Consider the following 24,991-nt stretch of genomic DNA (forward strand, 5'->3'; position numbering starts at 1 on the left):
TTTGATAGCGTGAGCCGGAGTTAGCTGAGATGCGTGCGAAGCAGAGTATCCTTGGCCTCGTTTACACGGGCAGCGAGGTACGTCGAGCCCCCCTGGTCGGGATGCAGTTTCTTCATCAGGGCGCGGTGCGCCCGGCTGATGTCGTCACGCCCCGCCCCCGGCTGCAGGCCAAGGATCTGATAGGCCTCCTCGTCCGTCATTTTGCTGCTCGACGCCGCGCGGCGCTGCCCCCCTGCCGCATCGCCTTGCGCGTTCTGACGCCAGGCGGGAAACCGGCGGTCCAGATAGCTTTCAAGTAACGCGACGCTCTCGGCGTCGAAGCCGGCCATGATCGTCGTCAGCTGCGGCAGGTCGAACTCGTCGAGCGAGCGGCCGGCATGGGGCCCGTCCACGATCTGGCCCGACAGCTCGCCGCTGTCGTGATCGAGGCTCATATCGAGAAACTGCGATCGGACCCGCGAGGTCTGTCCCGGCGAGCGCTGGGCGCCGCCACCGAATATCCCGCCGATGTTGCTGAAGCCGGACGGGCCGAAGGGCGACCAGCCGAGCAAGCCCGCGCCGAAGATGCCGAGCGGGATCGCCACCGCCAGTTCGCCCCTGAGCCCGGTAAAGGCCGCAACCGCCAGCGCGATGACGCCGCCGCCGATCTTGACCAGCCGCGCGAGCACGACCGGATTGGCTGCACGAAACATCTGCAGCAGCATGTAAAGCAGGACAACAGCGACGACGCCGGCAATCAGGGTTGGCATGGGCCTAATATAGTGGCATCGGCGGCAAAAAGCATGGCGATCCGCAACGGAAGAACCAAGGCGGCTTTCACTTCATCTGGCCGATCAGTTTGGCCGCGCCGCTGGCGGTCCTGGACAGCCGCAGCAGCGCTTCGCGTCCGCCCGCGGCATAGGCCGCGACCGCCCGCAACAGCTCGCGCAACTGGGCGGCGGCTCCGGGATCGAACCGGCACCATGCCCCGCCGGTGAGCCGCGCGATCTCGCGGAACGCCTGCTCGGCCGCAACGTCATGGCCTTCCTGGAACATGAACACCGGCACCTTGAGCAGGCCGAGTTCGCCGGCCTTGGCGCAGAGGTCGTCGACCGCCTCTTCCATCGCGTCGCCGACGAACACCACCGCGCGCACGCCGGAAGCGACCGCCTCGCGGCGGGCCTCCGAGAGCACCTTGCCGATCTGGGTATTGCCGCCCTGGCAATTGATCTTGGTCATCAATCTGGCGAGTTGCGCCGAGTCGGAGATCCATCCCGTCGCGCGGCATTCATTGAGGCCGCGGTAATACACCAGGCGGATGTCGAGACTGCCGAGCGAGGCCGCCTCGCGAAACATATCGGCCTGCAGCGCGCAGGCCATGTCCCAAGTTGGCTGCCGGCTCATGGTGGCGTCGAGCGCGAACACCAACCGTCCCTTCGCGCCGGTGCCATGCGGCGACATCGCGCGCGCCTTGGCGACAAAGGCCGCGATGTCCTCGGTGGCCGACGGCCGGGCTTCCGGCAGCGGAGAGCTGCGCGAATGCGCCGGCGAGACGTCGGCGGAAGATTTCGGTTTGGTGGGTTCGCCGGCCATGAGCGCTCGCAAATTGCAGCAAGCTCTATGTGGGACCGGCCATACAGGGCGTCAATGCGCCCGATCGGGGTGCGCCGGAATCCAGCCGCCAGAATCAGCCTTGGTGGTGGATCAGCCTTGGTAGTGAATCGGCCTTGGCGGGGCGGCTAGTTGGTTGCCGATTTGCCGGTGGACGGGTTGCTCGCCAGCGGCCTCGGGCCGGGCAGCGGCACCGGTCCCGGATGGCTCGCGAGCGGATCCGGCACTGTGGTCGGGACCGGCTTCAGGGCACTGCTGTCGCTGTTATCCACGATGAACTTGTCGAGCATCGTCTGGATCGAAGACTTTGCCGCATCGGGTCCGGTGTCGCGCATATCATTGTGCTGGTAGCCGGTGTTCACGACGGTAATACCGGCTTTCTCGCACTCCTCGTCATCCGGCACGACGCCCGGGTCCGGTTTGAACTGCGTATCCTTGGAGCGGAACGACAGGATCTTGAACTTGCCCTCGGTCAGGAACGGCACGCGCAGATTGTCCAGCGTCACCACCTTCTTGATCTCGTCGGGATATTGCTTGGCGAAATACATCGAGATATCGCCGCCCATCGAATGCCCCACCATGGTCACCCTGGCGTAGTCGGCGTTGGGCTGGACCTTCTTCATTTCCTCGATGGCAAAATGGATGTTGGCGACGCCGCGCAGAATTTGCGGCAGGCGGCCGACATAGAGTTCGCCGGCCTTGGTCACCATCGGCGGGTCGCTGGGCAGATCATGCTGCGGGCTGACCGCAAGATAGCCGCGCGCGGCGAAGGCGTTGGAGAGGAACGAATACTCGGTGTGCTTGACGGTGTTGCCGTGATTGATGATCGCAACCGGCAGCGTAATCATGCCGGCATTGGCCTGCATTTCCTTGTCGCGCCGGACGGCGATATTGACCGCAACCAAGCGGTTGTCCCGCGCCGGATCATGGAATGCGATAGTCTCGTGACGGATCGCCCACTTGCTCGCGGTGAAATACGCGACCGCAACCAGTACGGTAAGTGAAAGCAGAACGGCTATTCCACGTTTCATCGGCGTCCTCGGGCTCCCCCTGCGGGGGCTATGATCGTCGAGACTCTTCGGCCTCGTTCTTGATGATATATGTCACAGCGGCGTGACATAAAGACCAAATGTTGTGAATTGACCGCCTGATCGTTGTGCGACGCACCCATCGATTGTGCAAATGCTCACTACCCGGCCGCCAGTTCCAATCTCCCTATATGACGGTCCCAACCAAGCCTGGGTTCGACCGACCGATAAAACTCTAATGAAAACGGTATTCTAGGCGGTTGGTTCCCTTTCTTGCACGACGCGCCTGCCGGGGAAATCCCGAAAACCACGGGATTCAGCCGGCGGTATAAATGATCAGCTTCAGCGCCGGATCGTCATTGGCCTGGAAGCTGGCATATTCCAGCTTCAGCCGCCCCTTCCGGGGATGGCTCAGGGATTTCCGGCCGGCCGAGACGCCGCCGATATCGTGGGCCTCCCACCAGCCCGCAAATTCCGGACAGCCCTGCCGCAGCCGTGCGAGCAGTTCCTGGAATGCGGGATCGCCGGCCCACAAATCATGTGTCGCGCGGAACTGCGCCACGATGCGCCGCGCCTCTTCCTCCCATGAAGCGCCGAACAGCCGCCGCGTCGCGCGGTTGGTCAGCACGGTGAGGAGAATGTTGCGATCGCCCTCCGGCAGCTGGCTGAACGCAAAGATCTCATCCGCGGCCGCGTTCCAGGCCAGAATGTCCCAGCGGCGGCCGGTGACATAGGCCGGCAAATTGAGCTGCTCGACCGTTCGGCGCACCGCAGGCGGCACGGTTTCCGGGACGAAGGCGCGGCGGGCGGCATTCTCCGTCAGCGCCCGCAGATGCTTGTGCTCGGCTTTGCCGAGCCGCAGCGCGCGGGCCAGCGCGTCGATCGTCGCAGCCGACGGACTGACGGTGCGTCCCTGCTCGAGCCGGATGTACCAGTCGACGCCGATGCCTGCGAGTTCGGCAACCTCCTCGCGCCGCAGGCCGGGCGTGCGCCGCCGCCGCCCGACCGGCAGGCCGACCGCCTTCGGCGACAGCTTTTCCCGTCGCGAGCGCAGGAAGTCGCCGAGTTCGCTTTGCCTGGGGTTCACGGGCGGGACCTCGTCAGCGGGGGACTATTCAATCCTAGGATAATACCAGGTCTTGTTGGCGAAATGAAGCGTAGCGAAAATGGGCTCCTTGTTGCGAAAGGATGCCCCAATGAAAGCCGCCGTCTTGAAACAATTCGGATCGCCGCTCGTGATCGAAACCCTGCCCGATCCCGTCCTCGGCACCGGCGAAGTGATCGTCGACGTGATGGCGAGCCGGGTTCTCGCCTACGCCAATGAAGTCTTCAGCGGCGAGCGCAAATACCTGCTGGAATTGCCGGTCGTGCCGGGTCCCGGAGCGATCGGCCGGGTCCGCGCGATCGGTCCGGATGCGACCCACCTGGCCAGGGGCGACTGGGTCTATTGCGACCCGACCGTGCGCTCGCGCGATGATGCGTTGGCGCCCGACATCGCCCTGCAGGGCCTGACCGCCGGCGGCGAAGGCGGTCTGCGGCTGCAGCGATACTACCGCGACGGCGCATGGGCCGGACAAATGCGGGTGCCGACGGAAAACGCCATCCGGATCGGCAGCATTGCCGAAGCGGATGCCGCGCGGTGGTGTGCGCTGGGCACGCTGCTGGTGCCGTATGGCGGCTTCCTCGCCGCGCATTTGCAGGCCGGAGAAACCGTGCTGGTCAACGGCGCCACCGGCAGTTTTGGCAGCGCGGCGGTGGCCGTCGCGTTGGGAATGGGCGCGGCGCGGGTCATCGCGACCGGCCGCAACGAGAAGGCGCTGGCCGATCTCGTGCGCCGGTTCGGCCCGCGCGTTCGGACCGTGCCGATGCGCGGCGAGGAGGAAGACGACCGAAAGCGGATCCTGCAAACCGCTCCGGGCGCAATCGACTGTGTGCTCGACATCCTGCCGCCCGCGGCCAGTGCGATGCAGGCGCGGACGGCTATCCTTGCCGTGCGGCCGTACGGACGCGTGGTGCTGATGGGCGGCGTCGGCATGCTCGGCGGCGCCGGCCTCGACCTGCCCTATTCCTGGATGATGCGGAACTGCATCACGCTTCGCGGCCAATGGATGTACCCGCCGCACGCGAGCCTTTTGATGGTCGGGCTCATTCGCGCAGGCCTGGTCAGCCTGGGTCAATTCGAGGTCACGGCCTTTGCGCTCGACGACGCCAACGCCGCGGTCGCGCATGCCGCCAGCAACAGCGGTCCGTTCCGGATGACCGTGATCGAGCCGCCGAGATCGCGCTAAGATCAGGCGATGGTCGAGCGCCCGATCAGGCGCCGATGCCTTGTCAGGCGCCGATGATGTCGTGGACTTCGAGCGGCTTGTCGACCTGGGTGAACCATTCGGCGCGGTTGGCGGCCCGCCGCCGGCCGCGCTCGTCGAGCGGCAGCTTCAACTGACGGAGCAGGCTCGTCACCTCCTCGCGCGCCGTGACATGGCCCATGCTCGGCCGGGTGCCGAGCGTCGCCTCGTCGATGTCGTCGAGCGCGGTCAGCCCGCGCGGGAAGAATTCGCGGTAGACCACCCGCTCGGCAAGGCCGTCGATCGAGCGGAACCCCAGCCGCAACGACAGATCCTTCAGGCTGTCGGCGACCAGCTGCTTGTTGCGCGAGCCGATCATCGACAGCCGGTTGCGCACCACGATCCAGTCGGTGGAAGCGCCGTCGAGCTGGCGGCGCTTGCGCCTGACGTCGCGCACCATCTCCGCATAGTGGCTTTCGCCGGTTACCGAATAGGTGGCGGGGTCGACGGTGCCGAGCACGTCGAAATCGAGGAAGCTGTCGTTGATCGGCGTCACCAGCGTATCGGCCATCGAATGGGCCAGCCGCATCAGGTAGGAATCCGAACCCGGCGTATCGATGACGATGAAGTCGAAGGCGCGCTCGACGGAACTCACCGCTTCCATGAATTGCTGGAATTCGGAGTTTTCATTGTCGGCGATCTGCATCGTCTCGCCGAGCTTGATGCAAAAGTGCACTGGAATTTCGAGATCGAGGCCGGTGCGGCGCGCCCACGCGGTGCGGTTGCCGATGTACCGCGTAAAGCTCTGCTGGCGGCAGTCGAGGTCGATGGTGGCGACGCGTTGACCGGCTTTCATCAGGGCGACAGCGATGTGCAGGGCGGTGGTGGACTTGCCTGAACCGCCTTTCTCGTTGCCGAGCACGACCACGTGCGCCGAGCCTGATTGCCCCTGACTAGCCTGCAACAACATGATTCAACCCCTTTGATATCTTCAAATCACGCGCGGCTGCGGTCAAGTGAAATGCGCGACAACGGTTTCAAATCATTGTCGGTCTGCCTTAATCATGAATCGAGCTGACCGATGTCGCGCTGTCTGTGATCGAGCGCACGCTCGCCGCGCGCCAACCGAAGCAGTCGTGCACCCATGCAGCTACGTCGGGCTGCCCTGGTTGGTTGCACTGGCTGATCGCCTTGGCGGCGATCGCTCGGCCTTATAAGGTCGGCGTGCCCGCCGAGAGGCCGTGGCCAACGGCCCCCCTCACCTCACACCATCGTGCAAGAGATCGAGCCCAGATGCCGCGAAGTCCCATGGTCGTCCGTACCGTCCCCGCATTGCGCCGCGCCCTCGATGGCCTGCGCGCCAGAAAGGCCACGGTCGCGCTGGTGCCAACCATGGGTGCGCTCCATGACGGCCATGTGTCGCTGGTTCGGCTCGCCAAACGCCGCGCACAGAAAGTCGTGGTCTCGATCTTCGTGAACCCCACCCAGTTCGCGCCGACAGAGGATTTTGGATCCTATCCGCGGACCTGGAAGGCCGACGTCGCCAAACTCGCCGCCGAGAAGGTCGACCTGATCTGGAATCCGCAACTCACGGCGATGTATCCGGAAGGCTTCGCCACCCGGATCGTGCCCGAAGGTCCGGCCACCGCCGGGCTCGAAGACCGCTTCCGCCCGCACTTCTTCGGCGGCGTCGCCACCGTGGTCGGCAAGCTGTTCACCCAATGCCGGCCGGATGTCGCGATCTTCGGCGAAAAGGACTTCCAGCAATTGCGGGTGGTGAGCCAGATGGCGCGGGATCTCGATCTCGGCGTCAAGGTGATCGGTTCGCGCACCGTGCGGGAACGCGACGGGCTGGCGATGTCCTCGCGCAACGTCTACCTCGCGCCCGACGAGCGCCAGGCGGCGCCCGAGCTCTATCGCGTGATGAAGCTGAGCGCCGCCCGGCTGCGCGCCGGCGAAGCCGCCGACGCCGTCATGGGAGCTGGCGCTGACCTGATCCAGACCGCCGGCTTTGTGCTCGATTACTTCGAGGTGCGCCACGCCGCCACGCTGGCGCCGATCGCCTCGCTCAAGGACGGCCCGATGCGGATGCTGGTCGCCGCCAGGATCGGAACCACGCGGCTGATCGACAATATCGCGGTCTAGGCCGCCGAAGGCGCACCCCGCTTGCGCTGGCAACCTCCGCGTGAAATATATCCGCAGGGATAGCGGGGGAAGTGCCAGCATGGGTGTTGGATCGATAGCTGCGGCCATATTCGGCGCGCTAATCACCATTTTTGCGGCCGGCTCCGCCCAGGCTCAGGCGCCGACGCCAGGTCGGCCAGCGGTCGGCGGCATCGGCCAACTGCCTGATGCCATGATCTTCTACGTCGCGCGCGGCACGGTTGGCGCTTGCGGGCCGGGCTGCTCCGAATGGATCGCGGCCGAAGGCACCGTGTTGTGGGATACCCACAAGCGGCTGATCAACATTCTCGACAGGACCGCCGGGCGCAAGCTGCCTGTCGTGATCCATACCCGAGGTGATTCCGATGTCATTGTCGCGATGAGTCTCGGCAGGATCCTGCGCAGCCGCGGCATCGACGCCACGATGGGACCCACCGAAGTCGAAGCGTGCCGCGGCAAGACGGAGGCCGATTGCTTTGCGTTCAAGCGTCTCGGAGGGCCACTCGATGCGAAGCTGAAGCTCCCGCAGGACCCCTGCGATTTTGCTTGCGTGCTGATCCTGGCCGGCGGTGTCCATCGCACCCTACCGGCCGGTGCCCGGGTCATGCTGACCGGTTATTACGTTTATAACCGGATGGCGCCCAACCTTTCCAAGGACGAACGCGTCGGCCTGACCACACGGTATGATGAATTGTTCCGCGTCTACTTGCGCCAGATGGGCATTGAGACCGAGTTGATGGACATCGTCGACAAGACCTCCTCTGTCCGCCGCCGGATCGAACTGCCGCCCTCCGATTGGATGCGGCTGCATCTCGTTACCGCGGTGTCCCTGTGACGCCTGGCGACGCACGGTGGAGGCGGCCGAATTGATCCAGTCTCAGAGCAACCCGAGATCGCGCAGTTCCCGGCGCATCGGCTCCGGCATCGACGCCACGCTGGCCGCGGCGGCCTTGCCGAGATCGGCCGGCGCGCCATCCTCGTTCAGATAGCGCCAGCCCTGGAACGGGCGCATCGGCCGCGGCGAGACGGCAATGACCTTGGGCTGCATCACCAGGCGGCAGCGTCCGATGCCGTCCTTGTCGCGGAACGGTTCGATCGCGATCAGCTTTTCGCGCGCCGCGATCTCCCCCTTGATCACCCAGTAGAGCGAACCGCCGGCGAGCAGTTCCTCGTCGCGTTTCGGCGTCATCCGCGTGACGTGAATATGCCGGAGCGGCAGCCCCTTTTTCCTGGCGGTTGCCATCCGTTCGGCAACCCAGCCCTTGAGTTCTTTGACCGACTCGCAGCCAACGGCGAGCTTGATGAGATGAAGCGGCATGCGCGCCGGTTTAGCGGGCCGCGCGGACTTTGAAAACGATCATTCGTTGGCGGGCGCGGCGGCTGTGGATGACGTGCCCGGAGCCCCCGGCGCCGGCGAAAGCTGGACTGGAGCGGCCGGCGCGCGTTTCGGCGCCGGCGGCGGCTTCTTGGCCGCTGCCAACGCTGGTGCCGCTGCCGCGTTGGGTGCCGCGGCTGCGTTTGGTGCTGCGGCCGCGGTTGGTGCGGTGGCGGTGGCGGGCCGCTGCTGCGCCGGCGCGCCATTGGCCGCAGGCGCGGAGCGGATCGCCGGGGCGCTGGTCGGCTCCGCCGTCATGATGTTGACCGGCGGCGTCGAGGCCGCGCTCGGAAACTCGGCATTGGTGGGCTTGCCTGTCGGCATCGACGGCGGCAGCGCCGCGACCATGCCCGGGGCCATTGCTGCTTGCGGCGGCGCGTTCCATGACGGCGCGTAGCGCGTGATCAGGCTCTCGTAGAGCCGTTCATTCATATTGGCCACGACCTGCCGTTTGTCGGCCAGCGCGCCGAACGCCGCGCATGAAGCCGGCGTGCAATGGTCGCGCGCCATCAACACATAGGCCATCAGCCCATAGCGGTCGCGCTCGACGGCGCGGCGCAGCGCCTGCAGATCGGAACTTCCAGCTTGGTCGGCCGTGAGATCGCCGAGCCCGGTCAGGCGGGTGATTTGGGCCGCCGCATAGGTCACCGCGGCCGCGGCCGAGTCGGCGGAACCGAACAGCGTTTTCTCGCAGGCGTTGAGCACGGCATCGCCGGCGAGTTCGTCAATACAGGAGAGCTGCGGCAGCGCCGCGCTGACCGGAGCCAGCTGCCGGCTTTCAGCGGACGACATCCCGCTCCCCGGCCCGAAGCCGCGCAGGGTCGCGGTGACGGCGACGCCGATCGCGAGCAATGTGATGACCGTCAGCGTGCCATTGGCCACGGATTTGTCCGCGCGCAGCAGCGTGATCAGAACGATGATTCCGAAAAATCCCGCCGCGGCCAGTGTCAGCCACAGCGGAAAATTCGGTAAGCGCCAGATCTGATCCAGCGAAGCGGCCCAAGCCCAGTCCATGCGCGGTGTCCCTCACGCAGCATAAAACCCGATCAGCGGAAGTGTATGCGTGTTTGCCCGCACGCACTTCCGACAGAATGGTCCTGCGAACCGGGCCTTTTGACGGCAATCCAAAACGGAACCGCATCGACGGCGGCTTGCGCACAACTCAGGAGACCGCGAGTTGGTCTCAGGAGACCGCGAGCTGGCTTTCCTTGGCTACCCGTTCAAAAGCTTCGGTCGAGTTTTTGATGCGATACTGGCAGTCGTCGCCGTCGGTCGGAAGCAGCCGGATCACCTCATAGGTGCCGCTGGCGGCCGGTCGTGCAACGTTGCTGGCAGTAAAATAGACAGTCTCTCCAACGGAGTACTTATGCTTCAACGCCCTCTCCATCACGCAAGATTGTCGGCGGCGCTTAACGTCCCGCTGAGCTGTCGGCCGACTTGAGAACCCCTGCGGCAACCTAGCACACCGGGCCCCCAAAAAGCCAGCACCATCGAGGCATCGAGAACGCGAACATTCTGGAGATATTTCAGAGCGTTAAGTGCCCGTTTGGAGGAATTTGCATAGCCGCTATTCCGGCCCCAATTCCCCGTCCGCGGCCGTATCCGGCAGCCGGGGCGGCCAGTGGCCGGAACAGGAAGGGGCCAAACGCCCGCCTGTCTCAGATCGCCTCGAGCCGGTCGATCAGCATCGTTTCCGCCAGCCCGCCGCGGGTCCATTCCTGGAATGCCGGCAGCGCGTTCATCGCATCGACATAGGGCTGCGCCTCATCAGCGACCGGAATCGCGTAGGTGCGGAAGCGATGCACGACGGGTGCAAACATCGCGTCCACTCCACCGAAAGCGCCGAACAGGAACGGACCGTCCTTGCCGTAGCGCTGATGGCACTCGGCCCAGATCGCCTGGATCCGCGCCACATTGGCTCGCGCGTCATCCGACAGCGCCACCGCGCGGATCGGGCGGTGCAAATTCATGCCGCATTCGTTGCGCAGCGCCATGAAGCCCGAATGCATCTCCGCCGAGACCGACCGCGCATGCGCGCGGGCCGCGCGGTCCTCCGGCCACAGTTTTATTTGCGGGAATTTTTCGGCGAGATATTCGATGATCGAGAGCGAATCCCACACCGTGACGTCGCCATCGACCAGCGTCGGCACCTTGCCGGCATCGCTGAAGCTCAGGATGCGCTGCTTGTCGGCCGGGTTGTCCGTGTACAGAGGAATCAGGACCTCCTCGAACGGAATGTCGTTGACGCGCAGCGCCAGCCACGGCCGCATCGACCATGACGAATAGTTCTTGTTGCCGATGACCAGTTTCAACATTTCGAGGAAATCCTGTTTGATCGCCATCTTGGCATAGTGCACCGCAATCGTTCAACCTGTACATCTCGCGAGACTAGGCCACTACGGAGACAGCAGAATGAGCGGATACTGGGTCGATATCGCCGCCATCACGTTCTTCGTCGTGGAGTGGACGGTATATGCCTTCACCCTCGAACACACCGCCTATGGACGCGACAGCCTGTCCGCCCGTATGAACCGCTATCGCGAGGTGTGGGTGCGCAACCTGCTCGATCGCGAGGCCCGCATGGTCGACATGCAGATCATGACGAGCCTGCAAAACGGCACGGCGTTCTTTGCCTCCACCAGCCTGATCGCGATCGGCGGCGGGCTGGCGCTGCTGCGCGCCACCAATGACGCGCTGGCCGTGATGGGCGCCCTGCCGATCGACCTCACGCCCTCGCCCGCGCTGTGGGAAATCAAATGCGTCGGGCTGATCCTGATCTTCATCTACGCCTTTTTCAAATTCGCCTGGTCGTACCGGCTGTTCAATTATGTCGCGATCCTGCTCGGCGCGATGCCGCCGGTCTCGCAAAAGGACACGCCCGAGGCGGAAGCCCATGTCATCCGCACCACGCGCCTGTTCGAGGCCGCCGGCCGGCATTTCAACCGCGGCCAGCGCGCATTCTTCTTTGCGCTCGGCTATCTCGGCTGGTTCGTCAGCCCGTGGGTGCTGTTCGTGACGACGGCCGCGGTGGTGATCGTGACCTGGCGGCGGCAGTTCGCGTCGAATGCGTGGAAGGCGATGGGGAGCTGAGAGGGACGAGAACTTTCTCCCCGTCATTGTCTGCAACAAACGCGAAGCGTTTGTGCATGAGAGCGGAGCGAAGCAATCCATTGGGCGCCTCTATCTAAAATCCGTCATCCTGAGGTGCGCGCTCTTGCGCGCCTCGAAGGACGACGGCCCGGCTGTGGCCGATTCATCCTTCGAGGCTCGCTGCACTCGCACCTCCAGCGACAACGGCGAAGCCGTTGCGCGGGGATGACGGGGATATAGTTTCGCGTTCTCGCGGCTTGATGTGCCCGAGTCTTGCAAGAAATCTTTCGCCCCCAAATTCAGAGGGCGCAGGGAATGCCGGATGCGCGCTGCACCCGCGATCTCGTGTGCGTAGTGCACAAACAAAGGTGCACACGAGCATACAGGCTCTCGCGCCGTTCGTTATCGGCGCTACCAGCGTCCACCGCGACCCGTCCCAACGATCGTGACGATCATGATACGCCCCTCTGGCGGGACGGGATGGCGAAGATATAAACTGATTTTCATTTCTGTAAAAGCGAAATATTTTTTGTTATCTATAATTTTTGGCTTGACACGATTTCCGAAAACCGGAACTGATTTGCCCGTCGGGTTGATTTGTCGCACGCGACCCACGAGATTCCGCTTGCATGCGACGCGACGCAGTATGTAGGGCGGGCGCTTTAACCCGCCATCTCGCATGGAATGCGGCGGGTTAAAGCGAACCCGCCCTACACGCTAGACTTATCCCTGCCTCTATCAACCGCGACCCGTTTGCGCGCCTACTCGAAACCGACGAACACCGTGGCTTCGTCGACAGACTTTCGTTCGGACACGACCGCATTTGCCGGGAAACTTTCATCCGGCCAGCCCAGCGCGATGCTTTTCATGATGACCTGATCGTCGGCAATGCCGGCATGCTCGCGCACCACAGGTGATTGCATGATGCCCTGGCTGTTGATCACGGCGCCGAGCCCGCGGGACCAGGCAGCATTGACCAGGGCGGTCGCCACGGCGCCGCAATCGAAGGGCGTATCGTCGCTGCCATCCAGCACGCGGTCATAGGTCACGATCACGCATACAGGCGCGTCGAATTGGCGGAAGCCGCGCAGCACCCAGTCCTGGCGCTTATCCTTGTCATCGCGCGCGATCCCCATGGCGGAGAATAATTGCTTGGCGACCCCAACCTGCCTGTCGCGGTGCTGACCTGTAAAGGCCTGACCGGTGCGGAATTCGCGCGACTGAGGTATGCCTGTCACCATCCGCTCAGTGTTGCCGGCGCGGATTCGATCCAGCGGTTCGCCGGTGACGATGTAGAAATTCCAGGGCTGGGTGTTCATCGACGACGGAGCGCGCATCGCCAGACCGATGATTTCCGCAATCAGCGCCTTGGGTACTGGATCGGGTTTGTAACCGCGGATACTCCGGCGACCGAGGATAACGTCATCAAACTGCATTTGTCTTGGATTCCCCAGATGACTCTCTGAACCAGTCTGGATTTTCGCTGTTTCTTCGCCTTCACGCAAGCTGGAGGCAGGGGCTCGGTGGATGACGCGACCTGCGCCACGAAAGCGCATCTAAAACATCACGAACCCAAAAAATCCTGCGTCGTAAAACTGAGGTCGAGCACCTTCCACTCGCCGTAGCGGTCGACCGGCAACATCGCATAGGGCTGGCAGGCTTCCAGCGCGCTGATGGCGCTGCGCATCAACAGCGGCCCTTTGGCGGAAGCGCTGGCCTCGATCAGCTGCGGGCAATTACGGTGACAGTTCTGGACTGCACCCCTGGAATGAGACACGATAATTTCTGTGACAGAGAATTACGATGCACCGAACGCCAGAGTTAAGTGCACTGTCACCGTAATGCGCGTAATGCCGTAGCTCGCAGAGCGAAGGCGGAAGGCGTAATCCGCCGCCCCGGTACAACGCCAATATCCTTTGTACTGTCCTGCGCCATATCGAATTATTGTGGCGCGTGCGCAATTTGCGAGCGGCGATTGCGGCGAACAGCGATGATTTGCTTAGATGGCGGATTACGCCTTCCGCCTTCGCTCTGCGAGCTACGGCGGACAGGTCGGCTCCAATCCGCCTACGAGCTGTCACCGTAACACCAGATCCGATCAATGCGACATCAATGTCGGTTTGGTCATCGAAGCAAGCATACCACGTGTCGTCCCACCAAGTATAAATTCCCGCAGCCGGGAATGCCCGTACCCGCCCATGACAATGAGGTCGGCACCTGTATCGGCTGCATATGACAGGATTGCATTGAAAACATCGATCTTGCTGACGGGAATGCGCTCAATCGTGGCGTTTACTCCGTGACGGGTCAGATGGGTCGCGATATCCGCACCCGGAAGGTCTGCGCTTTTGGCGCTCTGAGTGTCCGCAACAACAATACTCGTCGTGCCGGAGCGGGTAAGAAACGGCATGGCATCGGCGACCGCTCGGGCGGCTGCCCGGCTGCCATCCCAGCACACCATGACATGATCGAGTTTGAGGCGCTCCTTCTGAATAAAAGGTACGATGAGCACCGGTCTTCCGGATTCGAACAGCGCTGCTTCAAGGACGATATTCGTGGTTCGATGATCCCGGTCCCCTTCAAATTGGCCAATGACGGAAAGATCGAATCGTCTTGCGATATGCGCAAACTGGGATGGTCCGTCGCCGCCGTCAGTTTCAATTCTGCGTGTTTCGGCTGAAACGCCGGCGCGACGCGTCGCCTCGTCAAACGCGGTGGCCACGGACTCTGCGCGTTCGTGAGCTTTAGCTTGCTGGGCTCGAATAAAGTTAGCCGACAGGTCAATGCCACCGACCACTGCCGGATAGAAGGCGGTCCCCATGATGTGTGCGCCGAATGTTTCCGCAACCGACAAGGCGTAATTGGAAACGCCATCTTGCGATGCACCGTAAGACAGATTGACAAGAATATCTTTGATCATGGGTCTGCCTCCAGTTAGGTGATCGCGCATCTACGTTAATTCCGGTGCCCATCTTTATCCCGGCGGCGCACCATTCCCGTGTCCCGGGAGCTGCGTGCAGGGCAAACGGGACCACGCTGAATGCTATCGAGACACTCCTCATTCGGCCGTCACCAGATGGCGGTCAGGCTGAGACTTCAAGCAACTACCCGTCCCATCAGGTCATGGGCGACCGGCTGATGCCAGCGATCGTGCCAGCAGTTGATGATCGGTCATCCGTTCCCAGGCTGCAAATGAGATCACCGATATACGGGACGGAAGTTCGATTTGATCGCTCTGTCTCCATGAGTGCAATGTGACTAAACGTATCAGTGCCGATCGCCTGCATTGATTCCTCGTGTCGCACGCGCGACATTGCCAAAATGAAAATGCATTGCTCAAACTCAAAATGCCATCTTTGCCTTCCGTAATTTTGGGCGATTTCGGTATTCCAATTTCACGAGTCGTAATCGCGCTCGGGCTGGTGTTCTCCCGGAAGTATATGATTGTGCGTACAGAGCTCACACTGGACGTCGGGATTACGGTTTTTCAAACGAGGCATGCCCTCGGATTTGATCAGGGTGCAATCCGGTTCGCGTCAAGAAAACGGATTATCACGAGCCCGGAAAATCCTGCGTCGTAAAACTGAGGTCTAGCACCTTCCATTCGCCGTAACGGTCGACCGGCAGCATCGCATAGGGTTGGCAGGCTTCCAGCGCGCTGATCGCGCTGCGCATCAACAGCGGCCCCTTGGCGGAAGCGCTGGCCTCGATCAGCTGCGGCTCCGCGGCGAGCTTGCCGTCCTGGCCCATGAACACGCGCAGCTTGACCTTGACGTCGTCGGAGCCTTTCAACGCGGGTGGAAGTTTCGAGCAGGATCGCAAGTGCCGCCGGAACGCCGCCACCACGCTCGAGCTAACGTCGGCGGACGTGGTCGCGGGTGCGTCGAAATTGTCTGTACCCTTTGCTTCGGATGATGGCGCGCCCGGCAAGATGTCCGGCGGCAGACCGAGCATGACGTTGTATTTGACCGTCAGATCAGGCTCGGGCGGCCGGTAGGCCGGCGGCGCCGCCGCCGCTTGCGGTGGCGCGGCGGGCTGCGGCGCCGGGGGCGGTGCAGCCACCGCCGCCTGCTGCTGCTGCTTTGGCGGTGCCGGCGGCGGCTGTTGAACCGCAGGCGCCTCCGCCGGGACAGGTTTTTCGAGTGCCGTGAAATCAGGTTGCGGCGTCGGCGTCGCAACAGGTTCGGGCGTCTTCTCGACCTCGGCCTTTTCGGGGACGTCCTGTTTTTCGGGAATGTCCTGCGGCGCCACGATATCGACCGCGATCGATTCAGGCGCCACCGCGCCGAACGGACGCACGTCGGAAAATACGAACAGCAACGCCAGCAGCGACAGATGGACAATCGCCGATGCCGTCATGTCCGAAGGTATGATCTGCCGCAGGTTCATCGTACCAGGATTATCGGAGGGCCTTGCGATGGGCTATCAGCATACCGCCCGGCGCGACTGTTGCTCAATCCCATTTCGGCGCGAAGGCGAAATCGGTGAGCCGGCCGCCGGCGCTGCCCATGCCGGAAATCTCGCGCATGTCTTCATCGGACAATTCGAAATCGAAGATCTCGATATTCTCCGACAATCGCTCCAGCTTCGAGGTCCGCGGGATCGCCGCCACGTTCTGTTGCACCAGCCAGCGCAGGCAGACCTGCGCCGCGGTTTTGCGATAGCGCTCACCGATCCGCTTCAGCGCCTGGTCATTCTTGATGCGGCCCTTGGCGACCGGGCTATAGGCCACGACAGCCATGCCATGGCGCGCGCAGGCATCCCTCACCTTGGCCTGGTCGAGATAGGGATGGTACTCGACCTGATCGCAAACCAGCGGCTCCGGGCACGCCGCCACCGCCTCCTCGATCAGCGCCACGGTGAAATTGGAAACACCGATATGCCGGGCAAGCCCAAGCTGCCTGGCCCGCGCCAGCGCACCCAGCGTCTCCGCCAGCGGCACCTGCGAATTGGGCCAGTGCAGCAGCAGCAGATCGACCTCGGTCAGGCGCAGTTTTACGAGGCTTTCCTTGGCCGATCGCTCCAGATCGTTGGGCGTGAAATGGCTGGTCCAGACTTTCGTCGTAACGAACACCTCGTCGCGCTTGACGCCGGAGCCGCGCAGCCCCTCGCCCACGTCGCGTTCGTTCTCGTAGACCTGCGCGGTGTCGATGTGGCGATAGCCGAGCCGCAGCGCCTGCTCGACCAGCCGCGCGCAGGTTCGTCCGCGCAATTCCCAGGTGCCAAGCCCGATCGCCGGGATTCTTGCGCCGTTGGCTTCGATGAAGATCATCGCCCATTATGGGCTGCCGACAATGCGCTGCCAATCCGCGAGAGCGTGAGTTGAGGCTAAATGGCAGCCGCGAAGGAACTGCGCCCCCTCTCCCGCGCTTGCGCTGTCGTATTCACACATCTTTCGGAGTCTATTCAACGAGTTAGAGGAAACCGCAGGGGACCGGTACATTTGCGCGAGGCCAAACCCACCAGAATTTTGGCTTCGTGCGGTCGCCAAGTCCTTGATGATGAGTCCTTTTTCGTCTCGAAACGATGTGTGAATCGAACAGCGCGCTTGCGGGGGAGGGTTGGGGTGGGGGTGCCTCCGCGAGCGACACTCTTCGTGGGGAGAGAGCCCCCACCCGCCGCGCTCTTCAAGCGCGTCGACCTCCCCCGCAAGCGGGAGAGGTGCAGCGAGTCTGCCGCCCGACCGATTCCAACTTCATCGCGGCTAGGCGGACGCGGGTTCCGTGGCCAGCGCCGCAAAGACCGTTTCCGGCGAGTGGGCAATGACGGCAAGCAGCGCCCGCGCCGGTCCGCGCGGTGCGCGTTTGCCCTGCTCCCAGTTCCGGATGGTCTCGACCGGCACGCCGAGGCGTGCGGCGAATTCGAGCTGAGTCAGGCGCGCGCGGCGGCGCAGATCACGAACGGCAAGCGGTGCGCTGTCGGGTGCGGCAAGCCCGGGCATCGCCGTAGCGAGCCTGGCCGGCGCGGGCGCGAGAGGGAACTCCTGCCCGTCCCGCAGTTCCACGATCCGTCCGTCTGCCTTGAGCCGCAAGCGCTGCATGGTCGATTCCCGATCCGGGAATCATCGGCCAAGCCCGTTAAGGCCCGATTAACGATAGCCTAAGCGTTTTCAAGCGAAGTGGATACCGGTTCGCGTGAGGAAAACGCGTCAAACAAAAGGGCGCCCCGCGCCTATTTGAGCCCGAACCACAACGTGGCGATGCCGAGGAACGAGAAGAAACCGACCACGTCGGTGATCGTGGTGACGAAGGTGCCGGAGGCCACCGCCGGATCGGCTCGCACCCGCTCCAGCGCCATCGGGATCAGGATGCCGCCAAGCGCGCCGGCGATCAGATTGCACATGATCGCCAGCCCGATCACGACACCAAGGCCGGGGATTTTGAACCAGGCCACCGCGGCGACGCCCGTGATCACGGCAAAGGCGAGCCCGTTGACGAGCCCGACCATCGCCTCGCGCAGGATCACACGAAGCGCGTTGTTGGAATGAAGTTCGCGGGTGGCGAGCGCCCGCACCGCCACCGTCATGGTCTGCGTCGCGGCGTTGCCGCCCTGGCTGGCCACGATCGGCGCCAGCACCGCCAGCGCCACCATCTTTTCGAGCTGGCCCTCGAACAGGCCGAGCACCGAGGACGCCAGAAACGCGGTGGCCAGATTAACCAGCAACCAGTTGAAGCGGGCGCGCGCGATGGTCCAGACCGTGTCGGACAATTCTTCGTCGCTGGTGACGCCGCCGAGCGCCTTCAGATCTTCGTCGGCCTCTTCCTCGATCACGTCGACGACGTCGTCGATGGTGATGACGCCGACCAGCCGGTTGGCGGTATCGACCACTGGGGCCGCGACCAGATTGTATTTGCCGAACATCCGCGCGACCTCTTCCTGGTCGTCGAGCACGGAGACGCGGCGGCGGTCTTCCTCGATCAGATCGGCGAGCGGCACCGGCCGCCTGGCCCGCAACAGCGTGTCGAGCGAGATGGCGCCCTGCCAGTGCTGGTCGGCATCGACAGCGTAGATTTCATAAAACCGCTCCGGCAGGTCCGGGGTGTCGCGCATGTAGTCGATCGCTTGGCCTACGGTCCAGTCCGGCGGCACCGCGATGAATTCGGACTGCATCCGGCGGCCGGCGGAGTTTTCCGGATACAGCAGACGGCGCTCCAGCACGATGCGCTCGGAGGGCGGCAGTTTGTCGAGGATCTCTTCCTGGTCCTCCTCGTCGAGGCCCTGCAGCAGTTCGACGGCGTCATCCGATTCCAGTTCGCGAACGCCTTCCGCGACCGTTTCCGGTTCCAGCTCTTCGAGGATCTCCTCGCGGACGGCGTCGTCGACCTCGTTCAGCGCCGAGAAGTCGAAATCGGTGCCGGTCAGTTCGACCAGCTGGACGCGGTCGTCAGGCTCAAGCGCGCCGATCAGATCGCCGAGATCAGCCTCGTGCAGCTCGGCCACGACCTCACGCAGCCGCGGCGCGTCGGCGGCCTTGATGGCGCGCGTAATCGCTTCGACAAATTCATGGCGGATTTGACCTTCGTCATCCCGCATCTGGTCGAGTGCGGACCCGTCCACGGGTCGCGCGGCGGCGGTGGCAGCGTCGATATCCTCGGCCATGCCGTGCCTCACCGGTTTGACAGAACTGGAGAACTCGTCTTGAGCTATTGCCGCCCGCATTACCCAATCGGCAACGCAAAGCGCAATGCTAAAGATGCACAACGGCCAATGACCGCAAAATTCACCCAAACGCTCTGCGCAGCCATCACGACGGCGTGGGCGGGGGCGGCACACGCCGCCGAATGCCCGCGCAAGGACGCGCTCGGCACCTCACGCGTTCTGCGCGTCGATGCCGCTACTTCACCGCGCGTCGGCCTGAAGAGCTTTCCGCAGACGCTGCCGCTGCAAGACCGCGAGGTGGTGCTGACCTTCGATGACGGGCCGTGGCCGGGCACCACGCCCCGGGTGCTGGCCGCGCTCGCGCATGAATGCGTGCGCGCCACGTTTTTCCTGATCGGCAAGTCGGCTGCGCAGCATCCGGAACTGGTGCGCAGGATTGCCGCACAGGGCCACACCATCGGGCACCACACCTGGTCGCATCCCCACATCAAAACCCTCAAGCCGGACGCGGCCGTGGCCGACATCGACAAGGGATTTGCGGCGGTCGAAAAGGCGCTTCACGGCACCGCCACGACGACCCCGGGGCTCGCAATTGCGACCCCGGAGATCGCAATTGCGACCCCGGAGATCGCAATTGCGACTCCGGGGATCGCAAGGGCGACTCCGAGCACGCCGTTCTTTCGCTACCCCTATTTCGAGATGACGCCAGCGACGCTCGACCTGCTGCAAAACCGCGGCATTACCGTGTTCGGCGCCGACCTCTGGGCCAGCGACTGGGAGCCGATGAAGCCGGAGCAGCAGTTGAAGGTGCTGACCGAGCGGCTGCAAGCCGCCCGCAAGGGGATCATCCTGCTGCACGATCCGAAGGCGCAAACCGCGGCCATGATGCCGGCCTTCCTGCGCTATCTCAAAGACAACCACTACCGCGTGGTCCATCTGGTCCCGGCAACCGGCGCGACCACGGCCGCAAGCACCCTCAAGCCGAAATAAGTGTGGTATTTCGGCGATTAAGGCGGCATTCATGGCCCCGCTGTAATGATTTCAAACATGCCATTTTTCGAGTGAACCGAATACCGGTCCGCGCGGACCAAAGTTCGATTGGGAATGAAGCCGGGGTTCTATGATCGCTAGCGCAGGTATGGGGCTCCGTCAGCGGGCATCGATTGCTCTTTCAGCCGCAATTTCAGCTGCAGTTTCTGCCGCAGTTTTCCTGGGCGTGCTGACCGGCGTCACGGCGCAGGCCGCCCCGGCCGCCAATTGTCCCGGCCATCCCGATGCGCTCGGCACGTCGCGCACGCTGGTGGTCGATCCGCGCCAATACCCTCTCATCGGCACCATGCAATATGCCAAGACGCTGCCGCTGGAGGACCGTGAAGTGGTGTTGACCTTCGACGACGGTCCGCTGCCCAAATACAGCAACCAGGTCCTCGACATCCTCGCCGCCCATTGCGCGAAAGCGACCTTCTTCCTGGTCGGACGGCAGGCCAACGCCAACCCCGAAGGCGTGCGCAAGATGCGCGATGCCGGCCACACCATCGCCACCCATACCCAGACCCATCCCGGGAATATGAACCGGCTGACGCTCGATCGCGCGCAAAAGGAAATCGAGGACGGGATTGCGTCCATCACGGCGGCGCTCGGTGACGGCACCACGCCGGCGCCGTTCTATCGCATTCCCGGCCTCGGCCGTTCCGATGTCATCGAGGCCTATGCCGAAGCAAAAGGCCTGCAGATATGGAGCGCCGATTTTCCTGCCGACGACTGGCGTCCGGTTTCCGCCGCGCGCGTCTACGACCTCGCGATCCAGCGGCTCGAGGCCAAGGGCAAAGGCATCCTGCTGCTGCACGACATTCAACCGCGCACCGTTGCCGCCCTGCCGCGGATCCTGAGCGAGCTGAAAGCGCGCGGTTACCGCCTCGTCCATGTCGTGCCGGCGACGCCGGACCGCCCGGCGACACCGACCGAGCCGTCGCAATGGCAGTTGCATCCGATCTCGGAGCAAGTGGCGACGTCACGCTGGCCCAGGATTCCGAATTTTGCCTATACCGCGACCGCCACCCTGCCCGCGCCCGCATTGTCGGATGTCGATTGGCGCAATACGGCGCCTGCGGATCGCGCGCAGCGGCGCGCCCTGCGCGACGCGTTATGGTCGCGGCAAGTGACGCTGGTGCTGGACCCGCCCGCACTGCCGGTCCCGGCGCCAGGCGTGTTCAAGCTTCCGGAATCGATCCGCGTGACGATGCTGTATTCGCCGCCATCCGCGAAGGCGGAACGGATCGCGCATGCCCACGCACATGAAGTGTCCGCCAGGCAGGCTCCGGCGCGGGCCGGCAAGGGCAAACACGCGGCGCGGGTCAAGCCGGCCAAGAAGAACGCGGCCAAGAACGCGGTCCGCGTGGCCGGCCTGAAGAAGCGCTAGAGCTTCGGCTCTGATGAAATCAGAACCGAAGCTCTAGATTCTTGTTTGGCGCGTTTTCTACCGCAGATAAGCCTACGCAATCCGCGTAAACTTGATTGCTGTGCGAACCGGTATCCACCCCCGGATCAAGTCCGAGGGCATGCTTCGCTCGAAAACGCGCTAACCCGCCGCCGACTGCGCACGGCCCAGCAACCCGCGTTGCTCGGCAACGGCGTGTGCTTCGTCGAGCGCCGCCGCCACGGCGTCCATCATTTCGTCGATCTGCGCCGGCGTGATGATCAGCGGCGGGCAGACGAAGACGGCGTCGGGACCGGCGCGGACGATGACGCCGCGCGCCATCGCGCCCTGCTGGATCAACGCGCCGATACCTTCGGCCGGCGGCAGCGGCCGGCGTGTGGCCTTGTCGGCGACCAGTTGCAGCGCGCCGATCAGTCCGACGCCGCGCGCCTCGCCCACCAACGGATGCGAGCCAAGCGCGCGCAGCCGCGATTGCAGATGCGGTGCCAGCGCCTTCACCTGCGCGACGATGTCGCGCTCCTTGTAGATGCGCAGCGTTTCAAGCGCGACGGCCGCGGCGACGGGATGCCCGGCATAGGTGAAGCCATGGGCGAAATTGCCGAGCTTGCCGGAGTGCCGCGAGATGGCGTCGGCGATGGTGTCGCTGATGATCGTGGCCGAGATCGGCAGATAGGCCGACGAAAGCGCCTTGGCGACGGTCATGATGTCAGGCTCGATGCCGAAGGTATCGCAACCGAACATCTCCCCGGTGCGGCCGAATCCGCAAATCACCTCGTCGGCGATCATCAGGATGTCGTAGCGGCGCAGCACCTGTTGAATGCGCGGGAAATAATCCGCCGGTGGCACGATGACGCCGCCGGCCCCGTTGACCGGCTCGGCGATGAAGGCGCCGATCGTATCCGGCCCCTCGCGAATGATCATGTCTTCGAGATTGGCGACCAGGCGGTCGACGAACTGCGCCTCGCTCTCGCCCGGCCGGCCGTATAAATAGTGGCTCGGGCAGTCGGTCCGCAGCACGCCGCCGACCGGCAGATCCCATTCGACGTGGTTGGCGGGCAGCCCCGTCATGCTGCCGGAAAACACCGTGATGCCGTGATAACCGCGCACGCGGCCGATGATGCGCTTCTTGCGCGGCCGGCCCAGCGCGTTGTTGTAGAACCAGACGATCTTCGCCGCCTGGTCGTTGGCCTCCGAGCCGGAATTGGCGAACAGCACCTTGCCGAGCCCTTTGGGGACGATCTTGAGGAGTTCCTCGGCGGCCTCGATGCTGGGCTCGGTCGAGCGGCTGTTGAAGATGTGGTAGGTCGGCAATTGCTCCATCTGGCGCTGCGCGGCGTCGACCAGGCGCTTTTCGCTGAAGCCGAGCGAGGTGCTCCACAGCCCGGCCATGCCCTCGAGATAGCGCTTGCCGGTTTCATCATAGACATAGACGCCTTCACCGCGCGCGATGACGAGCGGACCGTCGGTCTTGTGCTTGTCGAGATTGGTATAGGGATGGATGAGCGAGGCGACATCGCGAGCCGCCAGGGAGTTGGGTCTGCCCGTCATTGGATTTATTGCTCCGATTCTTGTTGATGGGTGAGAGCAGACCACGAAAAGCCGGTTCCCACCATTTCGATTCTACCCTCAGCCGCGGGCCGACAGGAATCCGTTGAGGAAACTGCCGAGATTCCGGCGTAGTGCATCGACCGCATAGCCGCCTTCCTGGATGATGACGCTGGGCAGCCGCAATGCCCCGATCCGCGCACCGATCGCGCCGAAGCCTGCGGTGGTGACCCGCATCATCTCGGACGAATCCTCCTCGAACGCATCGAGGCCGAGGGCCACGACGCACGCCTCCGGCTCGAACGCCCTGACGGCTGCGAGCGCGTGGTCCAGCGCCTCCAGGTAGGACGCGTCTGATGTGCCAAGCGGCAGCGGCAGATTGAGGTTCTTGCCAAAACCCTCGCCCTCGCCGCGCTCGCCGGCATAGCCGACCTGCCAGGGATAGCCGGTATTGGGATCGCCATGGATCGAGACGGTGAGGACGTCGCCGCGTTCCCAAAAGATGCCCTGGGTGCCGTTGCCGTGGTGCACGTCGACGTCGAGCACCGCGACGCGGGCGAAGCGGCCGCGCAGATGCTGGGCCGCGAGCGCCGAGTTGTTCAGGTAGCAATAGCCGCCGGCCAGATCGGCATAGGCGTGGTGGCCGGGCGGCCGGCACAGCGCGTAGCTTTCGGACGCGCCGCCCCGCACGGCGTCCGCCGCTTCCAACGCGCAATTCGCCGAGGACGCGATCGCCCGCCAGCTGTGCGGACCGATCGGCACCGAATTGCCCGAGAGGAAGAAGCCGAGCTGGCCTTCGAAGCTTGTCGGCAGCGTCTTCATCTGCCGCATGGCGTAGCTGTTGGCCAGGACAAACGGACCGCGCGGCTCGGGCAAGGTCTGCCAGTTGTCCCAGGCGTTGGCGAGGAAGTGGATATAGCGCGGGTCGTGCACGCTGAGCAGCGCGTCGCGGCCGAAATCGCGGGGTGAGCGGATCTCGTGCGCGCCATCGCGCAGCGCCGCCAGCAGTTGGTTGGCCCGCTCGGGCGATTCCCGCACCGCAATTTTCACGCCGCGCGATATGAAATGATCGGGATCGTGCAGCGCGTTGTCATCCGAATAGACGGCCAGCATCGACGGGAAACTCCTCGCATTCCCGTGCACCGCACGGACTTGCGCGCCGCACGGTCTCGTGCGCAGGGAGCAATTTCTATGCCGCGCAGCAGTCCCCGCATGCATGGCATGCCGGCAAAGCTGCCGCCAACCACGCGACGCAGATCGAGAAAGTCAAAAGCAATGCGCCGGATTTTCGTTCAGTTGGTCACGATCTTGGCGATGCAGAGCAGGATGACCAGAGCGAGGAACAGCAGGTCAATATAGGCCTTTATCTCGCCGGCGTGGCGAAGCCCGCTGACCTCGGTGACGATCTGCTTGCGCGAGGCGGCGGCACCCGGCCCTTCGGCCGCGACCGACGCGAGCCGCCGCGCCTCCGCTTCCAGCCGCTCGATGCGTTGGAAGAAATAAAACGAACGCAGCGCCGAGGCGGCGTGCATGGCGGCGTAGACCAGCACGAGGACCGCAACCATTGCGCGCTGCGGATATTTATCGAGGAAGTTCAGGCTGAAATAGACCAGCGCCAGGAACACAAAGTTCGACACGAATCGGTAGGCGTAGCTCAGGAACGTCATTCATGTGCTCCGGGTGGCGCTGGAAGCTCCGAACGGCGGCCACAGGGCCGGCCGATGCCCCATTGGTTTACGCGAACGCTGTAACAGCAAGATTCCCATCGTGGCATGCGGACAAATACGCGCTTCTCACCGAATCGATTGGGTTGGGCCCAACTGCATGATTTGTTGTGCGCTCGGAGAGCGCAGAAGATGTCAGCGACTTCAATAGCTTG

General features: G+C 63.7%; 25 protein-coding genes. 6 read left to right on the forward strand and 19 right to left on the reverse strand.

Annotated elements, in window-relative coordinates:
- Positions 1-20: 20 nt before the first annotated feature.
- The 4 genes from ACSQ84_RS20905 to ACSQ84_RS20920 form a co-directional block, all read right to left on the reverse strand.
- Positions 21-749, reverse strand: coding sequence for a DnaJ domain-containing protein (locus tag ACSQ84_RS20905; protein ID WP_436213584.1), 729 nt, complete (start codon positions 747-749; stop codon positions 21-23).
- A 67-nt stretch (positions 750-816) separates the two neighbouring features.
- Complete coding sequence (locus tag ACSQ84_RS20910) at positions 817-1,572, reverse strand: VWA domain-containing protein (protein WP_436213585.1); 756 nt, start codon at positions 1,570-1,572, stop codon at positions 817-819.
- A gap of 146 nt (positions 1,573-1,718) precedes the next feature.
- Positions 1,719-2,621 carry an alpha/beta fold hydrolase gene (locus tag ACSQ84_RS20915; protein ID WP_436213586.1) on the reverse strand — a complete coding sequence of 301 codons (903 nt, stop codon included), beginning with the start codon at positions 2,619-2,621 and terminating at the stop codon, positions 1,719-1,721.
- A gap of 313 nt (positions 2,622-2,934) precedes the next feature.
- Positions 2,935-3,705 carry a helix-turn-helix transcriptional regulator gene (locus ACSQ84_RS20920; protein ID WP_436213587.1) on the reverse strand — a complete coding sequence of 257 codons (771 nt, stop codon included), beginning with the start codon at positions 3,703-3,705 and terminating at the stop codon, positions 2,935-2,937.
- A 109-nt stretch (positions 3,706-3,814) separates the two neighbouring features.
- Here ACSQ84_RS20920 and ACSQ84_RS20925 point away from each other — a divergent pair, with 109 nt between their 5' ends.
- Complete coding sequence (locus ACSQ84_RS20925) at positions 3,815-4,906, forward strand: zinc-binding dehydrogenase (RefSeq protein ID WP_436213588.1); 1,092 nt, start codon at positions 3,815-3,817, stop codon at positions 4,904-4,906.
- Positions 4,907-4,949: 43 nt separating this feature from the next.
- Here ACSQ84_RS20925 and ACSQ84_RS20930 read toward each other — a convergent pair whose 3' ends face one another.
- Positions 4,950-5,873 (reverse strand): division plane positioning ATPase MipZ, encoded by a 924-nt coding sequence (locus tag ACSQ84_RS20930; RefSeq protein WP_436213589.1) that lies wholly within the window; start codon positions 5,871-5,873, stop codon positions 4,950-4,952.
- A gap of 323 nt (positions 5,874-6,196) precedes the next feature.
- On the opposite strand from ACSQ84_RS20930, the gene panC reads away from it, so the two are divergent.
- Together panC and ACSQ84_RS20940 are read left to right on the forward strand one after the other, a co-directional pair.
- A complete protein-coding gene (gene panC, locus ACSQ84_RS20935) occupies positions 6,197-7,048 on the forward strand; it encodes a pantoate--beta-alanine ligase (protein WP_436213590.1) in 852 nt (283 codons plus the stop codon).
- A 79-nt stretch (positions 7,049-7,127) separates the two neighbouring features.
- A complete protein-coding gene (locus tag ACSQ84_RS20940) occupies positions 7,128-7,901 on the forward strand; it encodes a hypothetical protein (RefSeq protein WP_436213591.1) in 774 nt (257 codons plus the stop codon).
- A gap of 42 nt (positions 7,902-7,943) precedes the next feature.
- On the opposite strand, the gene ACSQ84_RS20945 is transcribed toward ACSQ84_RS20940, so the two are convergent.
- The 4 genes from ACSQ84_RS20945 to ACSQ84_RS20960 form a co-directional block, all read right to left on the reverse strand.
- Positions 7,944-8,384 carry a DUF1489 family protein gene (locus tag ACSQ84_RS20945; protein WP_436213592.1) on the reverse strand — a complete coding sequence of 147 codons (441 nt, stop codon included), beginning with the start codon at positions 8,382-8,384 and terminating at the stop codon, positions 7,944-7,946.
- A 39-nt stretch (positions 8,385-8,423) separates the two neighbouring features.
- Positions 8,424-9,455: a hypothetical protein gene (locus ACSQ84_RS20950; protein WP_436213593.1), complete on the reverse strand. Its 1,032-nt coding sequence runs from the start codon at positions 9,453-9,455 to the stop codon at positions 8,424-8,426.
- A gap of 169 nt (positions 9,456-9,624) precedes the next feature.
- Complete coding sequence (locus ACSQ84_RS20955) at positions 9,625-9,828, reverse strand: hypothetical protein (protein ID WP_436213594.1); 204 nt, start codon at positions 9,826-9,828, stop codon at positions 9,625-9,627.
- 271 nt (positions 9,829-10,099) lie between these two features.
- A complete protein-coding gene (locus tag ACSQ84_RS20960; RefSeq protein WP_436213595.1) occupies positions 10,100-10,756 on the reverse strand; it encodes a glutathione S-transferase family protein in 657 nt (218 codons plus the stop codon).
- Between the two features lie 97 nt (positions 10,757-10,853).
- On the opposite strand from ACSQ84_RS20960, the gene ACSQ84_RS20965 reads away from it, so the two are divergent.
- Positions 10,854-11,531, forward strand: coding sequence for a DUF599 domain-containing protein (locus ACSQ84_RS20965; RefSeq protein ID WP_436213596.1), 678 nt, complete (start codon positions 10,854-10,856; stop codon positions 11,529-11,531).
- A gap of 761 nt (positions 11,532-12,292) precedes the next feature.
- On the opposite strand, the gene ACSQ84_RS20970 is transcribed toward ACSQ84_RS20965, so the two are convergent.
- From ACSQ84_RS20970 to mgtE, 7 genes are all read right to left on the reverse strand, one after another.
- A complete protein-coding gene (locus ACSQ84_RS20970) occupies positions 12,293-12,967 on the reverse strand; it encodes a nitroreductase (RefSeq protein WP_436213597.1) in 675 nt (224 codons plus the stop codon).
- A gap of 128 nt (positions 12,968-13,095) precedes the next feature.
- A complete protein-coding gene (locus tag ACSQ84_RS20975) occupies positions 13,096-13,308 on the reverse strand; it encodes a hypothetical protein (protein ID WP_436213669.1) in 213 nt (70 codons plus the stop codon).
- Positions 13,309-13,629: 321 nt separating this feature from the next.
- Positions 13,630-14,451 carry a universal stress protein gene (locus tag ACSQ84_RS20980; RefSeq protein WP_436213598.1) on the reverse strand — a complete coding sequence of 274 codons (822 nt, stop codon included), beginning with the start codon at positions 14,449-14,451 and terminating at the stop codon, positions 13,630-13,632.
- Between the two features lie 632 nt (positions 14,452-15,083).
- Positions 15,084-15,890 (reverse strand): hypothetical protein, encoded by an 807-nt coding sequence (locus tag ACSQ84_RS20985; RefSeq protein ID WP_436213599.1) that lies wholly within the window; start codon positions 15,888-15,890, stop codon positions 15,084-15,086.
- A gap of 94 nt (positions 15,891-15,984) precedes the next feature.
- A complete protein-coding gene (locus tag ACSQ84_RS20990; RefSeq protein ID WP_436213600.1) occupies positions 15,985-16,803 on the reverse strand; it encodes an aldo/keto reductase in 819 nt (272 codons plus the stop codon).
- 432 nt (positions 16,804-17,235) lie between these two features.
- Complete coding sequence (locus tag ACSQ84_RS20995; RefSeq protein WP_436213601.1) at positions 17,236-17,571, reverse strand: helix-turn-helix domain-containing protein; 336 nt, start codon at positions 17,569-17,571, stop codon at positions 17,236-17,238.
- Positions 17,572-17,702: 131 nt separating this feature from the next.
- Complete coding sequence (mgtE, locus tag ACSQ84_RS21000) at positions 17,703-19,130, reverse strand: magnesium transporter (RefSeq protein ID WP_436213602.1); 1,428 nt, start codon at positions 19,128-19,130, stop codon at positions 17,703-17,705.
- Positions 19,131-19,238: 108 nt separating this feature from the next.
- Here mgtE and ACSQ84_RS21005 point away from each other — a divergent pair, with 108 nt between their 5' ends.
- Positions 19,239-20,120, forward strand: coding sequence for a polysaccharide deacetylase family protein (locus ACSQ84_RS21005; RefSeq protein ID WP_436213603.1), 882 nt, complete (start codon positions 19,239-19,241; stop codon positions 20,118-20,120).
- 226 nt (positions 20,121-20,346) lie between these two features.
- Entirely contained in the window at positions 20,347-21,549 is a 1,203-nt protein-coding gene (locus tag ACSQ84_RS21010) for a polysaccharide deacetylase family protein (RefSeq protein WP_436213604.1), read from the forward strand.
- Positions 21,550-21,708: 159 nt separating this feature from the next.
- Here the strand turns inward: ACSQ84_RS21010 and ACSQ84_RS21015 are convergent, their stop codons facing one another.
- From ACSQ84_RS21015 to ACSQ84_RS21025, 3 genes are all read right to left on the reverse strand, one after another.
- Positions 21,709-23,115, reverse strand: a complete 1,407-nt coding sequence (locus ACSQ84_RS21015) for an aspartate aminotransferase family protein (RefSeq protein WP_436213605.1) — start codon at positions 23,113-23,115, stop codon at positions 21,709-21,711.
- Between the two features lie 78 nt (positions 23,116-23,193).
- Positions 23,194-24,225: a histone deacetylase family protein gene (locus tag ACSQ84_RS21020; RefSeq protein WP_436213606.1), complete on the reverse strand. Its 1,032-nt coding sequence runs from the start codon at positions 24,223-24,225 to the stop codon at positions 23,194-23,196.
- 179 nt (positions 24,226-24,404) lie between these two features.
- The gene (locus ACSQ84_RS21025) at positions 24,405-24,779 is read right to left on the reverse strand and encodes a hypothetical protein (RefSeq protein ID WP_436213607.1); all 375 of its coding nucleotides are present in this window, start codon (positions 24,777-24,779) and stop codon (positions 24,405-24,407) included.
- Positions 24,780-24,991: the final 212 nt, after the last annotated feature.

The sequence above is a fragment of the Bradyrhizobium sp. LjRoot220 genome, from assembly GCF_964252915.1.
GTDB lineage: Bacteria > Pseudomonadota > Alphaproteobacteria > Rhizobiales > Xanthobacteraceae > Bradyrhizobium.

Excerpts from the sequence above, each read along its gene's own strand:
- mgtE (WP_436213602.1), bottom strand. The coding sequence starts at position 19,130 with ATGGCCGAGGATATCGACGCTGCCACCGCCGCCGCGCGACCCGTGGAC.
- ACSQ84_RS21025 (WP_436213607.1), bottom strand. The coding sequence starts at position 24,779 with ATGACGTTCCTGAGCTACGCCTACCGATTCGTGTCGAACTTTGTGTTC.
- ACSQ84_RS20950 (WP_436213593.1), bottom strand. The coding sequence starts at position 9,455 with ATGGACTGGGCTTGGGCCGCTTCGCTGGATCAGATCTGGCGCTTACCG.
- ACSQ84_RS20960 (WP_436213595.1), bottom strand. The coding sequence starts at position 10,756 with ATGTTGAAACTGGTCATCGGCAACAAGAACTATTCGTCATGGTCGATG.
- ACSQ84_RS20970 (WP_436213597.1), bottom strand. The coding sequence starts at position 12,967 with ATGCAGTTTGATGACGTTATCCTCGGTCGCCGGAGTATCCGCGGTTAC.
- ACSQ84_RS20990 (WP_436213600.1), bottom strand. The coding sequence starts at position 16,803 with ATGATCTTCATCGAAGCCAACGGCGCAAGAATCCCGGCGATCGGGCTT.
- panC (WP_436213590.1), top strand. The coding sequence starts at position 6,197 with ATGCCGCGAAGTCCCATGGTCGTCCGTACCGTCCCCGCATTGCGCCGC.
- ACSQ84_RS20945 (WP_436213592.1), bottom strand. The coding sequence starts at position 8,384 with ATGCCGCTTCATCTCATCAAGCTCGCCGTTGGCTGCGAGTCGGTCAAA.
- ACSQ84_RS20995 (WP_436213601.1), bottom strand. The coding sequence starts at position 17,571 with ATGCAGCGCTTGCGGCTCAAGGCAGACGGACGGATCGTGGAACTGCGG.
- ACSQ84_RS20930 (WP_436213589.1), bottom strand. The coding sequence starts at position 5,873 with ATGTTGTTGCAGGCTAGTCAGGGGCAATCAGGCTCGGCGCACGTGGTC.
- ACSQ84_RS21020 (WP_436213606.1), bottom strand. The coding sequence starts at position 24,225 with ATGCTGGCCGTCTATTCGGATGACAACGCGCTGCACGATCCCGATCAT.
- ACSQ84_RS20910 (WP_436213585.1), bottom strand. The coding sequence starts at position 1,572 with ATGGCCGGCGAACCCACCAAACCGAAATCTTCCGCCGACGTCTCGCCG.
- ACSQ84_RS20905 (WP_436213584.1), bottom strand. The coding sequence starts at position 749 with ATGCCAACCCTGATTGCCGGCGTCGTCGCTGTTGTCCTGCTTTACATG.
- ACSQ84_RS20925 (WP_436213588.1), top strand. The coding sequence starts at position 3,815 with ATGAAAGCCGCCGTCTTGAAACAATTCGGATCGCCGCTCGTGATCGAA.
- ACSQ84_RS20955 (WP_436213594.1), bottom strand. The coding sequence starts at position 9,828 with ATGGAGAGGGCGTTGAAGCATAAGTACTCCGTTGGAGAGACTGTCTAT.
- ACSQ84_RS21015 (WP_436213605.1), bottom strand. The coding sequence starts at position 23,115 with ATGACGGGCAGACCCAACTCCCTGGCGGCTCGCGATGTCGCCTCGCTC.
- ACSQ84_RS20985 (WP_436213599.1), bottom strand. The coding sequence starts at position 15,890 with ATGACGGCATCGGCGATTGTCCATCTGTCGCTGCTGGCGTTGCTGTTC.
- ACSQ84_RS20965 (WP_436213596.1), top strand. The coding sequence starts at position 10,854 with ATGAGCGGATACTGGGTCGATATCGCCGCCATCACGTTCTTCGTCGTG.
- ACSQ84_RS21005 (WP_436213603.1), top strand. The coding sequence starts at position 19,239 with ATGACCGCAAAATTCACCCAAACGCTCTGCGCAGCCATCACGACGGCG.
- ACSQ84_RS20915 (WP_436213586.1), bottom strand. The coding sequence starts at position 2,621 with ATGAAACGTGGAATAGCCGTTCTGCTTTCACTTACCGTACTGGTTGCG.
- ACSQ84_RS20980 (WP_436213598.1), bottom strand. The coding sequence starts at position 14,451 with ATGATCAAAGATATTCTTGTCAATCTGTCTTACGGTGCATCGCAAGAT.
- ACSQ84_RS20940 (WP_436213591.1), top strand. The coding sequence starts at position 7,128 with ATGGGTGTTGGATCGATAGCTGCGGCCATATTCGGCGCGCTAATCACC.